This window comes from Bradyrhizobium sp., assembly GCF_027451485.1.
Taxonomy (GTDB): Bacteria; Pseudomonadota; Alphaproteobacteria; order Rhizobiales; family Xanthobacteraceae; genus Bradyrhizobium.
Window position 1 is genome coordinate 1 of sequence record NZ_DAIDJE010000185.1, and the last position, 11,854, is coordinate 11,854.

Consider the following 11,854-nt stretch of genomic DNA (forward strand, 5'->3'; position numbering starts at 1 on the left):
GGTTTGGCGGTCTCGGGCGCCGCCGCGGTCTTCGGTGCTGGGCCGGCGCTGGGTTCGGCGGGCGCCTGAGGGTTGGCGGTTTGTGGCGGTTGTTGCGGCTGCGGCGCAATCGTCGGCTTCTCAGTCGCCACCGGCTTCGCGGCTACAGGCGCCATCGGTTTTTCCGCTGCCGGCGCGGGCGGCGGCAAGGCCGCCGGCTTTTCAGCCGTCATCTGCTTTTCGGCGGCGACCGGCGGCGGCGTCACCGCGGCCGCCGCCACCGAAGCAGCCGGCGCCGCCGGAGCGGCAGCGATTTTGTTTTCGGCCCCGAGGGCCGGCGCGGAACCAGTCAAAGCCTGAGGCAGAAGCGCCTTGTCAGGCTGCTGGAAGGCAACGTCGATGATGTAATTCTTGTCTTCGCGGAAGGAGTGGACGTCGACGTCGCCGACCATCGCGAGTTCCACGACCGCGGTTTCGCCTTCGATCTTCTGCGTGATCGAGGCCACGTTCGGCGGCGCCGCGATCTTGGCGTCGGCCATATCGAAGGTCAGCGGCTTGGTGAAGAGCAGTTTCAGTTTCTGCTCGTTCAGCACCGAGGATACGCCGACGCCATTCGGCATTTCGAAAATAAAGCGCACGAACGTCGGCTGAACCGAGGCGCGCACGCGCACCGGCGCTCGCTTCTTGGCTTCCGACAGCGCCCGCTCCTGGCGGAGTTCTCGCTCGGCTGCACGGGCGCGTTCGGAGAGCTCGCGCACCACGTCCTCAGGCAGGCTCGGCGGCGGCCCTTTCCAGGTATCCGGCAGGAGATCGACGAACAACCGCTCGCCCGCAGTCATGGTGTTGATCTTCACTTTACGCGCCAGCGAGAGGCGGATCGCCGAACCGTCCGGATCTCGGCGCGCCGCGCCGACATAGTCGGGCACCAATTCGCCGAGTTGATCGACGGAAATATTGACGGGTCGCTCGAACCGGATCACGAGGATCGATCCGGCCGTTGCCACTTCCGAGTTGATATCTTCGTCAAACTTGATCACGAGCCGGGCAAAACCGCCGCCGGACGAGAACGATGCTTCCGCATTGACCGGGTCTGCCGCGAGGGCCGGCGCCGAAAAAGCGATATACGTCAGCGCGCCAAGCAAGAGACCTGCGGTGCGACTCAAGGATCGGGCGCGCCCAAGCCGGATCGCGCGCACGCAGGCGCGTCCTCGCGACCAAAACCCAGCGGCATCCATTCGCGCCATTCGCTTCAAGAGCTCCGAGGTTCGCACGGTGTCGCGGCGGCCTTTGATGCGAACCTCGGAATCAAAGGAGCTCTGGCAAGTTATCGTTTCTGGTGCGGTTTCAGAATTTGAAGTTCCTACAAGAACGCGCTGCAACTGACAGGAACTTCAAATTCGCCGCACCAGCCTTCCGGTTCGTCCGATCGCGGGCGGCTGCGAGACCCACGCATTCGCCAGCACTTGAATCTAGGAACAGCGATTTAAGGACATATTAAATATGTCAGCTAATTGGGCTTCGGCGGCGGCACGACCTTGCCCTCGATCTTCGGAAGATCGGCGTCGGAGCCGGACTTGTCACCACCTGCCCGGCGCGCCATTTCGACGGTCAGCCGTTCGGCGACATCTGGCGACATCTGGCCGAGAATATCGGCCATCTTGCGCGGCGCAATGTGCGAGGCGATTTCGAACAGCACAGGCATTTCCAGCCGGTCGAACACCTTGGCGGCGTCCTTCGGCTTCATGCCTTCATACATCGTGATGATGCTCTTGAAGCGCGCAGCCTCTTCGTCGGCCTTCTGCTGGGCAGCGCCGGTGATACGGGCCTCGATCGCCTTCATCTCCTCGACCCGTCCCTCGGCGCGTTTTTCCGCCGCCTTCAACAGGCTCTCGCGAATGTCGATCTCGCGCGCCCGCGTCTCCAGTTCCTGACGCCGCGCCTGCAACCGCTCGAGGATCGCACGCTCCGACGCCGAGACCGGCTGCGCTGGCTCGCTCTGCGTGGTGGTTTCAGCCTTGGCCACATCCGGCTTGGCCTCTTCCTTCGGTTTCTCCTTCTGCTTTTCGACCGAACCGGTGATGTCGGAAACCTCAGCATTGCTGCGGCCGGGAAAGTTGATGTTCTCCTGGGCCCATGACGGCTTGGTTGCGTCTGATCGATAGTCGAAGACGTATCCGCCCTCGAGCACCAGGCCCGCAATCTTCAGGACCGCGAGACCGAAGACGGCAACCAGAACAACGGGAAGGACGCGAATGTTACGAAACGGTTTCATGCCGCCAGCCCGTTGGACCTTCGACGTTCGGAAAATGCCTGAGCAGCCGCCGCCAACGCTTTCGCACTCGGCACCGGAGCGGGAGCCGGCAAGCTTGGAGGCTCCGGCGCGGCTGGCGTCGTCGAGGGACGCGCCGCGCTGGTAATCTTGGAGAGACGGCGAACCACGCTGTCACATTCGCCGAGTTGCTTCCTCAACTGCTCTGACATCTCGGTCGCGGCGGTCAACTTCGTGCCGAGGTTTTCGTTGACGTCACGCACGGTATGCTTGAGGCCGCCGATCGCCCGTTCGGCGATCTCGGTGGCTGTGATCAGTTCGGCAATGGTCGCTTTAAGCGAATGCTCGTCGGCCTTCAGCCGCTTGAGGCGCTTGTTCAACAGCATGCAGTAAGCGATCGTAATCATTAGCAAACAAGCAACAAGGCTCTCGATCGCGATTCCGAGCGAATGGCTCATGGGGCCTCCATCATCTTGGTCTGCTCGTCGGCCTTCTCGAACATGGCGAATGTCGTATTCGGTTTGCGCAATTGCTTGGCGACGCGGATGGCGACGCGGTCGCCGACCCGGCCCATCCGCCCCTCGGTAAGCGTCACGTTACCGCAGCGCACGGCCACCAGGGCATCGGCGCGCAGTTCCAGCGGCAGGGTGTCGCCCACCTTCAGCTTCATGAGCTGCTTGAGCGGGATGTCGGCCTCGTAGAGCACGGCGTCGACGGAAATCTCGGCCTGCGCGACCTCCGTGGCAAAATGCCCTTCCCAGATCGGATCGCGGCCGAATTTTTCGCCCATGAACATCTGCAACAGCACGTTGCGGATCGGTTCGATGGTCGCATAAGGCAGAAGCAGTTCGATGTTGCCGCCGCGGTCTTCCATGTCGATGCGCAGGCGGACCAGGATGGCGGCGTTGGCGGGGCGGCTGATCGCAGCAAAACGCGGATTGGTTTCGAGGCGGTCGATCGTGAAAGTCACGGGCGACAGCGGCCGGAACGCCTGTTCGGCATCCGTCATCACCACTTCGACGAGGCGCTTGACCAGATTGGTTTCGATCGTGGTGTAAGGACGTCCCTCGATCCGCATCGAGGTCTGGCCGCGGCGGCCGCCGAGCAGGACGTCGATCATCGAGTAGATCAGGCTGGAATCGACGGTGACAAGCCCGAAGTTTTCCCACTCCTCGGCCTTGAACACGGACAGCACCGCCGGCAGCGGGATCGAATTCATGTAATCGCCGAAACGCACCGAGGTGATACGGTCCAGCGAGACTTCCACATTGTCGGAGGTGAAGTTGCGCAACGAGGTCGTCATCAGCCGCACCAGGCGGTCGAAGACGATTTCGAGCATCGGCAAACGCTCGTAGGAGACCATCGCCGAGTCGATGATGGCGCGAATGCCGGAATTGTCGTCGAGGTTAACCTCGCCGACATTGAAACCGAGCAGGTTGTCGATTTCCTCCTGCGACAGAACGCGTTCGCCGCCGTTCTTGCCGGTGCCGAAGTCGCGGCTGCCGTCTTCGACCATCGCCGCCCATTGCAGGGCCATGGTCTCGGACAGCTCGTTCGATTCCGCTTCCGCAGCGGCTTCGGCCGGATCCTGCGAGTCGAGCTGCGCTTCCCATTGCGCAGCTATCGCATCCTGGTCGACTGGATCATTGCCCGCCATGTCTTCAGATCCGCACCGTCACTGGATAACGACTTCCTTGAACAGCACCGCGCTGACCTGGTTCGGCGCGACCGCGGCATTGACCCGCCGCGTCAGATCTTCCTTGAGGCGGAACAGTCCGGCCGAACCGTTGAGATCGGAGGGACGCAGTTCACGCAAATAGGTTTGGAAGATATCGGTCACCCGCGGCAGCGACGGCTTGATCGCCTCGGCCTGCTTCTCCTCTTTGACTTCGAGGACGATCTTGGCCTTCAGATATTGCACCCGCTCGCCGGGCAGGCCGATCAGGTTGACCAGCATGTCGGGCACTTCGACATAGGTCGGTGGCTTCGGCGGCGGCGCAGCCGCCTCGGCGTGCGTTGCCTCATTGTGGTGGCGCATGAAGAAGAACCAGGTTGCTCCGCCGGCGGCGATGGCCAGCACGGCGGCGCCCGCCAGGATCATCTTGAGTTTGCCTTTCGGTGCAGGCGCTTGCGCTGCTTCCGCAGCGCCGTCCGCTTCATTGTCTGCCATCGCCAGGGCCGCTCCGACGTCAAGAAAAGGATTAGATGCCGACAGGCGACCCCTTTGACGCGATACAACGCGGCACGTCCTGCGCTCGTTGTTGAACGCTACGGTAACAATGGTTAACGGAAGCTTTCATTTGCCCTCCAACTGGGAAAAAGTTGCCGGGCAAACATGGTCAACAAGACCTTATTGCCGCCCCCGACACACCCCTTTCGATCATCCAACCATCTGAAATGATTTCATTTTCAGAATTGGCACGGGTTTCGCTGTGATCTTGGACGAACCGCGCGGGCTTGGGAGAGCCTCAAGTGGTTCGAAGGATCCGAAAAGCCGCCTGGGAGGGCAACGCTGCCGGATCGTTTGAAGGGGAGAATCTGGCGATGGAGAATGCGCTTCTCATCGGACTATCGCGGCAAACCGCGCTCGAGCGGCAGCTCGACGTGATTGCCAACAATATCGCTAACGTGAACACCACGGGCTACAAGGCCGACAACACGCTGTTTGAGGCTTATCTCAACACGCCCGCCCACGAAGACAATTTTGTCGCCAGCGACCGCCGCGTCAGTTTCGTGGAGGACCGCGGCACCTATCGCGACATGACGCAGGGCGCGGCCGAAGAGACCAAGAATCCGCTCGATATCGCCATCGACGGCTCCGCCTTCCTCGCCGTGCAGACGACGGGCGGCGAGCGCTACACGCGGGACGGCAGCCTGAAGATCAACAATCAGGGCCAGCTCGTGACCGCCGGCGGCAATCAGGTTCTGGGAGCCAACGGCCCGATTATCTTTCAGCAGACCGACCACGACATCAACATTACGCCGGACGGCACCATCACGGTGATCGAAGGCACCAACCGGACCGATTCGTTTCGCGGCCAGCTTCGTCTCGTCAGCTTTACCGACGCGCAGAAGATGCTGAAGGAAGGCTTGAACCTCTATTCCGCCGGCCAAGGCGGAACGCCGCAAGCCGATACCAAATCCACGGTGCGGCAGGGCTTCATCGAAAAGTCCAACGTCAACGCCGTCGCGGAGATGAGCCGCATGATGGAGGTCTCCCGCACCTACAGCGCGGTCGCAAACATGATGAACCAACAGGCCGAGTTGCAGAAAACCGCCATTCAGCAGCTTGCCGACGTGCCCGCCTAAGGAGACGAACCATGCAAGCACTCCACACTGCTGCGACCGGGATGGCCGCCCAGGAATTGATGGTCCAGGTCATTTCCAACAACATCGCCAACCTGCAGACCACCGGTTACAAGAAACAAACCGCGGACTTCCAGGACCTCATCTACCAGCACATCGCCCGGGTCGGCGCGCAGGCCTCGCAACAGGGCACCATTCTTCCCATCGGCATCGACATCGGCGGCGGCGTCAAGACTGTGGGAACGCCGCGGGCCATGACGCAAGGTACGCTGTCACAGACCGGCAACGATCTCGACCTCGCCATTACAGGCGAGGGCTTCTTCAAAATCCTGATGCCCGATGGCACCTTTCAGTACACCCGCGACGGCACGTTCCAGATGGACAATACCGGCCGCATCGTCAATGCGGAGGGCAATCCGGTTCAGCCGACGATTACCATCCCGCAAAATGCAACGGGCCTCACCGTCAACGCCCAGGGCCAGGTCTCCGTCCAGCCGCAGGGATCGTCGTCGCTGACCTCGCAGATCATCGGCCAGCTGACGCTTACGCGCTTCGTCAACAAGGCCGGCCTCCAGCCGGTCGGCAACAACAACTTCGTCGATACGCCGTCGTCGGGCCAACCGCAGGACGGCATCGCTACCCTTCAGGGCTTCGGCACCATCAACCAGGGAAGCCTCGAAAACTCCAACGTCGACGTCGTGTCGGAGATGTCCAACCTGATCGCCGCCCAGCGCGCCTACGAGATGAACGGCAAGGTGATCAATGCCGCCGACCAGATGATGCAGTCCGCGACCGCGCTGTTCCGCTAAGGGAGTAGATGATGATTGTGCGTTCGATCCTGATTGCCGCCCTGCTCGTTGCAGCGCCCTCACTCGCGCAGGCGCAGGAAAAGGAGGACGCCATCGCCACGCCGGTGCTTCGTGCCCAAGTGAACGTGGAGGGCGACATCGTGCGCGTGGGCGACATGGTCGAGAACGCCGGGATGGCCGCACAGATCGCCATCTACCGCTCCCCCGACCTCGGCACCACCGGCACACTGCCGACCGCACAGATCATCAGCGTGCTCCAGGCGCATCAGGTGATCGGGGTCGACACCAGAGGCATCAAGTCGGTGACCGTCACGCGGCTGGCGCGCACCATCGGCGCCAAGGAGATTGAATCGCAGGTGGCGCACGCGATCGAACACCGCGGCGGGCTTGGCGATGCGGCCGATCTCAGCTTGACCTTCGACCGAGACTTGCAGGACGTCCGCCTGGAGGCATGGAACAACGGCGCTCTCGAGCCGGTTCGTGCACATTACGACCCCCGCAACGGACGCTTCGACGTCACCTTCGAGATCAGCAACGATAACAACAGCACGCGTACGCGGCTGCGCTTTTCCGGCGTCGCCGTCGAAATGCTCGACGCGGCGGTCCTGACCCGCAACGTCGATCGCGGCGAGGTGCTGAAAGCGTCCGACGTTGTCGTCGAGCGGCGCCCGAAAGCCGAAATGGGCAGCGACGCCGCCGCCACCCGCGGCCACGCCGTCGGCATGCAGATGCGCAGGCCGCTTCGCGCCGGCCAACCGCTGCGGGTCGCCGATATCGCCAAGCCGGATCTCGTGCAGAAAGACGACAATGTCACGCTGATCTACGAAACCGCAGGTATTTATCTCACCGCACGGGGCAAGGCGGTCGACACCGGCAGCGAAGGCGACACCGTCACCGTGCTCAACCTGCAATCCAAGCGCACCATATCCGGTACAGTTGTCGGCCGCGACAAGGTCGCGATCTCGATCGCGGTGCCCAGCTATCGCGACGCCACCGCCTCGATCGGCTCGGACGGGGCCGAGGCACCTGTTTCCATAGCCAGCCGCAATAACGCCCAGACGACCTCAAGAGCAGAGTAACATAGATGTTGGTTTCAAAGTTCAGACGTATCGCGCTCGCGGGGTCCATGCTGACCGTTGTCAGCATCACCAGCGGCTGTTCCGGAATCGATCGGCTCTCACAGATCGGCGAAACGCCGAAGCTGTCGTCGATCGACGATCCGACGACGCAGCCGGGCTACAAGCCGGTGCAGATGCCGATGCCCAAGCCGGAAGCGGTGTCCTACAACCCCAACTCGCTGTGGCGAAACGGGTCGCGGGCCTTCTTCAAGGATCAGCGCGCCCATCAAGTCGGCGACATTCTGACCGTCACGATGAACATCAACGACCAGGCCAACTGGGCCAACCAGACCCAGCGTCAGCGCCAGGACACCATAGATACCGGCGTCACCGCGTTTCTGGGCTCGACCCTGCTCGGACAACGCGGACAAAGCGCCCTGACCGGGCGGACCCTGACGGCGGACGATATAACCCAGACCAACGGCCAAGGCATGATCGTGCGGCAGGAAACCCTGCAGACCAACGTCGCCGCCGTCGTCACCCAGGTTCTGCCGAACGGCAACCTGGTGATCGAAGGCAAACAGGAGATTCGCGTCAATTACGAAAAGCGCGAGATGATCGTCGGGGGCATCGTACGGCCAGAGGATATTCAGAGCGACAACACCGTCGATTCAAGCAAGATCGCGCAGGCCCGCATCGCCTATGGCGGTCACGGCGAACTCAGCGATCTCCAGCAACCGCGCTACGGCACCCAGGTCATGGACGTGCTGCTGCCCTTCTAATTCAAGAGCTCCCACATCGCACCGCGAACCTAGGCGCGGTGAGATGTTCAACGCGGCCTCCGTCAGCTCCCCTGCCGGAGGCCGCAATTGTTATGGCGGCAGGGAGAGCCGACGCAGAAAAGCGGATCGCCGCCGACGATCCGTTTTCAAATTCTCTCGCGCAGAAAGCTCAGGCGACCGAAGCAATGCTCTCCGGCTTTGCTTCTTCCGGGAACAGGCGATCGCGCCCGCTGGAATACCGCAATTCGCCGGCGTGCAGCTTTGCGTTGTTGGCCTCGCGTTTGGCGACGTCTTCCTCGCCGTACATGAACGCCAGGAAGGCGTAGCGCTTGCCCTTTGTGACGGGCGTCACCTGATGCAGCGCGCCGCAGGAAAACACCAGCGCGCCGCCTTCGGACGCCCGGTAGGTCTTGCGGCCGAATTCGGGAAACATCAGGTCGCCGCCCTCAAAATCCTTGTTTAGGTTGATCGAGAGCGCGAAGCGGCGATGCTGAGCGCCGGCGTTGATGTTGTCGCGATGACGATGGAAATGGGCGGCGACTGCGCTGTCGTAGCACGCGACAATATAGCGGTCCATCCGCGTTACCTTGAACTGGAAATACCGCTCTATCGGACCAACCAGGCGCCGAACGATGTGGTCGCGGATCAGCTCGCGAACCTCGGGGACGCCGACCGCAACGTCGCTGCGCCGCTTCAGCCGCCAGTCGGACAAGGTGACCGTCTTGCCCTCAAGGTCGAACTGAAATCCGGAGTCCACCGCCCCCTGCGTCTCGTAGAACTGGACCAGGAAATCGCAGATTCCGAAACTGAAGACGCGCGGCACCAGCAGCGCCGGCGCGAACATCGGAACGCCCGAAGAATCCTCGACCGCCGGCAGCCCCTGCACCACGGTACGAACCATATTCGCGTGCCCTTGCGGATTGTCCCAGGCGATATCGGCGACCGCTCGCAGCATCGGATCGAGTATAAAAGTGCGCGGTACTTCGTCTGCGCCGAACGACCGGCTGACGGCACCGTCCTGGTCGCGGATTAACGACAGCATGCCGTTTGAGATGGCGGCAAGACGCTCGGCGTTTTCGGCCGATCCCGTGAACACGCATCCGCCGACCAGGTGATCCTCGCTGAACGTGGCGACGAGGCTTGCGAGCTCCGCCGCTTCGGTCATCGCCCGCGGGTCGTCCAGCGAACCGAGGAAACCGAGGACGACCCAGCGGCCGGCGCTGGCCTGCAAATCGAACGATCCACCGGTCAAAACCGGGAGCGAAAACCACGGTACAGGGTCGCCGAGAATGATACGCGGGCTGTCTTTCTTGATGTCACTCATGGATGGCGTCCCTGCCGTGAAGATCTTTTGGGCAATAATTCAGTAATCTTAATGGAATCTTTATAGGCGTTACTGGAGGTATTTCTGAACATTGCGCGCGCCGCCGCGGCAAACACATGAAACAAAAAGCGCTATTCCGCAGCCGTCGGCGCGCGCGCTTCACCCGCCGCCAGCGTTTCGAGCCGCCACAAACCGGGCTCGACTTCAATGAAGCCATTGTCGCGATAGATGTTGCGCGCCGGGATGTTACGTGACGTCGGAATAATTCGCGCCGACAGCGTCGAGGAACCATCCTTCATCTCGTCCAGGATGTGGCGCAGGAAGCGGTGCTCGATGCCCATGCCGAGCGCACGGCAACTGATGGCCAACCCCACGATCTCGCCTCCGACGACTACGGCTGCGCCGACCAGACCGTAATCGCCCAGGCGATCCGACACCTCGATCGCAAACAGCCGCGCGTTCGGATTGTCGGCCAGCGCCGCCAGTTCGCCTGAAGAGAATTTTCGCGCCGTGGTGTTGAACTGGGTGGTTCGCTGAAACAGCTCGTCCACCCGTTGCAGTTTGGGCGATGATGCCGTCAGGCGTTCGATCGCGCATTTGATCTGCAGCTGCGCGATGTATTCTGCCTCCCCCATCGTCTCGCTGCGCAGCTGCTGGCGCGCGATCTGCGCCTTGACGAGTTCGCTGCGGGAAGCGGCCTCCGCGGTCACCACCGGAATCTGCAAGCGCGGATCGTTGAGCAGGCGCCGACGCAGGCTGAAAGGGTCTTCGCCCCAGACCTCGACCTCCGGCAACCGCTGCCGCACGCGATCCCGCTCGACCGGGTTGTCGTCTATGAACAGGAAAGCATCGAGGGCGAAGCCGAGTTCTTCGGCGATCGAGCGGATATTGCCGACCTTGTCGTCCCAGTTGACGCGCCACGTGGCGAAGTCGTCCGGCGTCAGCAGTCGCTGCTTCGGATAGTGGTCCGGATATTTCCAAAGCTCGCGCACCGTCGCCTCGTCGTTCTTGCTGACGCAGGCGAGCACGATGCCGCGTTTCTTGAGCGACTTCAGCGCTTCGTGCAGGCCGAAATAGAGGCCGATATAGGAAAACGCGCCGGAGATTTCCGCAGACCACGCAAACGGACTGCCGGTCTCTGCCAGCACGCCAGGCCATAGCGTGCCGTCGAGATCGAGGATGACGCATTTCTTGCGGCCAATGCCGGTTACGGTGACCAGCGCGTCGATATGCTTTTCCGCCGTCACCGCCTCGCGGCCATAGGCGTCGCCGCCAAGCGCATGCGCCAGCGGCGCGACATCCGGAAAGATGCCGTGCACCGCCGCTTTCTCGCTTTCAGGCCGTTGCAGCATCCAGCCGGGCGAACCGAAATGGGTGAAGCCGACCTGACCGTCGTCGAGCATACGTTCTGATCCCACCGAGCCCAGCGCGGCGGCGATATCGACAACATAGACATCAGGAAAGGCGACCGCGACTTCAGCCAGCGCCACATTGGTCAGGCGGAACCGTGTGCGATGTCCCTTGACGCCGCGTTCGGCCAGGCCCAGCGGCTGCACCGTCGGCTCGGGCAAATTGTCGATCAGGATCGGCGCCGACGTGATTTCGCGAAGCTTGGTCAGAAGCTCGGTCGCGTAGGCAATATAAGGGGCGTGCGGATTGAGCCCGTTCTCGAGGTCTTCGGCGACCAGATGTCGTACCCGAAGCGCACCGACCAAGATCACGTCATGCTTGTGCTCACCCGCAAAGCGAATGTCGTCCGGAAAGGTTGCGGCGACATGCAGATCGATGCCGCGGCGTGCAGCTTCCCGGCGCAGGAAATCGGCCTCCATCTGGATGTCGCAATCGCCGAACAGCAGCGCGTCGACGCGTTGGCGCGAGCCGCTGAAATCATCGAGACCATAGGAGGAGCCGACCGCCCAATAGTCCGCACCGCCCTCCTTCAGCTTGCGCCGGTAGCTCTCGAGCATTTCCGCGGGATCGCGCCCATGCTTCGCCGAGAGTTCCTCTCCGATCGCCGCCAGCTCTTCTTCCGGGCTCAGTTCGGTGAGGATCTGGCGCGACTTCAGCTCCATCACGGTGCGTTCGACCGCTTGGCGCAAACCGGCCGGCGGCTCGGAGGATTTGGCCAGCAGCCCCGCCATCGCGTCGCAATCCTCGGGGATGCGGCGGCCCTCGGCAAAATATTCCAGCAGCGCCGTGATATCGCGGTCGGCCGGCAGGCGCATCTGGCTGACGGCATGCACGATCAGCGTGCGGTCCTGGCCGACAGGCAACAGATGAATGAAGCGGGAGCGACGGAGAATCATTTCAGCCATAGTAATGAAAAG

General features: G+C 62.2%; 10 protein-coding genes and 1 pseudogene. 4 read left to right on the forward strand and 7 right to left on the reverse strand.

What is annotated here, in order from left to right; genetic code table 11:
* The 5 genes and pseudogenes from NEZ08_RS22210 to fliL form a co-directional block, all read right to left on the reverse strand.
* A pseudogene (locus tag NEZ08_RS22210) lies at positions 1-1,142 on the reverse strand (tetratricopeptide repeat protein); the annotation flags it as partial.
* A gap of 344 nt (positions 1,143-1,486) precedes the next feature.
* Positions 1,487-2,251, reverse strand: a complete 765-nt coding sequence (locus NEZ08_RS22215; protein WP_298111872.1) for a flagellar protein FlbB — start codon at positions 2,249-2,251, stop codon at positions 1,487-1,489.
* A complete protein-coding gene (locus tag NEZ08_RS22220; protein ID WP_298111875.1) occupies positions 2,248-2,706 on the reverse strand; it encodes a DUF6468 domain-containing protein in 459 nt (152 codons plus the stop codon). Before NEZ08_RS22220 ends, NEZ08_RS22215 begins: the two co-directional genes overlap by 4 nt.
* Positions 2,703-3,905 carry a flagellar motor switch protein FliM gene (gene fliM, locus NEZ08_RS22225; protein ID WP_298111877.1) on the reverse strand — a complete coding sequence of 401 codons (1,203 nt, stop codon included), beginning with the start codon at positions 3,903-3,905 and terminating at the stop codon, positions 2,703-2,705. The genes NEZ08_RS22220 and fliM overlap by 4 nt, the downstream gene beginning before the upstream one ends.
* A gap of 18 nt (positions 3,906-3,923) precedes the next feature.
* Positions 3,924-4,418, reverse strand: coding sequence for a flagellar basal body-associated protein FliL (fliL, locus tag NEZ08_RS22230; RefSeq protein WP_298111880.1), 495 nt, complete (start codon positions 4,416-4,418; stop codon positions 3,924-3,926).
* A gap of 374 nt (positions 4,419-4,792) precedes the next feature.
* On the opposite strand from fliL, the gene flgF reads away from it, so the two are divergent.
* Genes flgF through flgH form a run of 4 tightly spaced genes read left to right on the forward strand, consistent with a single transcriptional unit; the run spans position 4,793 to position 8,203 of the window.
* On the forward strand, positions 4,793-5,557 hold the full coding sequence (gene flgF / locus NEZ08_RS22235) for a flagellar basal-body rod protein FlgF (protein ID WP_298111889.1): 765 nt from the start codon (positions 4,793-4,795) through the stop codon (positions 5,555-5,557).
* A gap of 11 nt (positions 5,558-5,568) precedes the next feature.
* A complete protein-coding gene (flgG, locus tag NEZ08_RS22240) occupies positions 5,569-6,363 on the forward strand; it encodes a flagellar basal-body rod protein FlgG (protein ID WP_298111882.1) in 795 nt (264 codons plus the stop codon).
* Positions 6,364-6,374: 11 nt separating this feature from the next.
* A complete protein-coding gene (gene flgA, locus NEZ08_RS22245) occupies positions 6,375-7,442 on the forward strand; it encodes a flagellar basal body P-ring formation chaperone FlgA (protein ID WP_298111892.1) in 1,068 nt (355 codons plus the stop codon).
* A gap of 47 nt (positions 7,443-7,489) precedes the next feature.
* The gene (gene flgH, locus NEZ08_RS22250; RefSeq protein ID WP_298111883.1) at positions 7,490-8,203 is read left to right on the forward strand and encodes a flagellar basal body L-ring protein FlgH; all 714 of its coding nucleotides are present in this window, start codon (positions 7,490-7,492) and stop codon (positions 8,201-8,203) included.
* Positions 8,204-8,372: 169 nt separating this feature from the next.
* Here flgH and NEZ08_RS22255 read toward each other — a convergent pair whose 3' ends face one another.
* Together NEZ08_RS22255 and NEZ08_RS22260 are read right to left on the reverse strand one after the other, a co-directional pair.
* A complete protein-coding gene (locus NEZ08_RS22255; protein ID WP_298111885.1) occupies positions 8,373-9,527 on the reverse strand; it encodes a 2OG-Fe(II) oxygenase in 1,155 nt (384 codons plus the stop codon).
* A 131-nt stretch (positions 9,528-9,658) separates the two neighbouring features.
* Positions 9,659-11,854: HAD family hydrolase (locus tag NEZ08_RS22260; RefSeq protein WP_298111887.1), on the reverse strand; the 2,196-nt coding region annotated here is incomplete at its 5' end.

Coding starts and splice junctions, on each gene's coding strand:
- flgH (WP_298111883.1), top strand. CDS start 7,490: ATGCTGACCGTTGTCAGCATCACCAGCGGCTGTTCCGGAATCGATCGG.
- fliM (WP_298111877.1), bottom strand. CDS start 3,905: ATGGCGGGCAATGATCCAGTCGACCAGGATGCGATAGCTGCGCAATGG.
- fliL (WP_298111880.1), bottom strand. CDS start 4,418: ATGGCAGACAATGAAGCGGACGGCGCTGCGGAAGCAGCGCAAGCGCCT.
- NEZ08_RS22215 (WP_298111872.1), bottom strand. CDS start 2,251: ATGAAACCGTTTCGTAACATTCGCGTCCTTCCCGTTGTTCTGGTTGCC.
- flgA (WP_298111892.1), top strand. CDS start 6,375: ATGATTGTGCGTTCGATCCTGATTGCCGCCCTGCTCGTTGCAGCGCCC.
- NEZ08_RS22255 (WP_298111885.1), bottom strand. CDS start 9,527: ATGAGTGACATCAAGAAAGACAGCCCGCGTATCATTCTCGGCGACCCT.
- flgG (WP_298111882.1), top strand. CDS start 5,569: ATGCAAGCACTCCACACTGCTGCGACCGGGATGGCCGCCCAGGAATTG.
- NEZ08_RS22220 (WP_298111875.1), bottom strand. CDS start 2,706: ATGAGCCATTCGCTCGGAATCGCGATCGAGAGCCTTGTTGCTTGTTTG.
- flgF (WP_298111889.1), top strand. CDS start 4,793: ATGGAGAATGCGCTTCTCATCGGACTATCGCGGCAAACCGCGCTCGAG.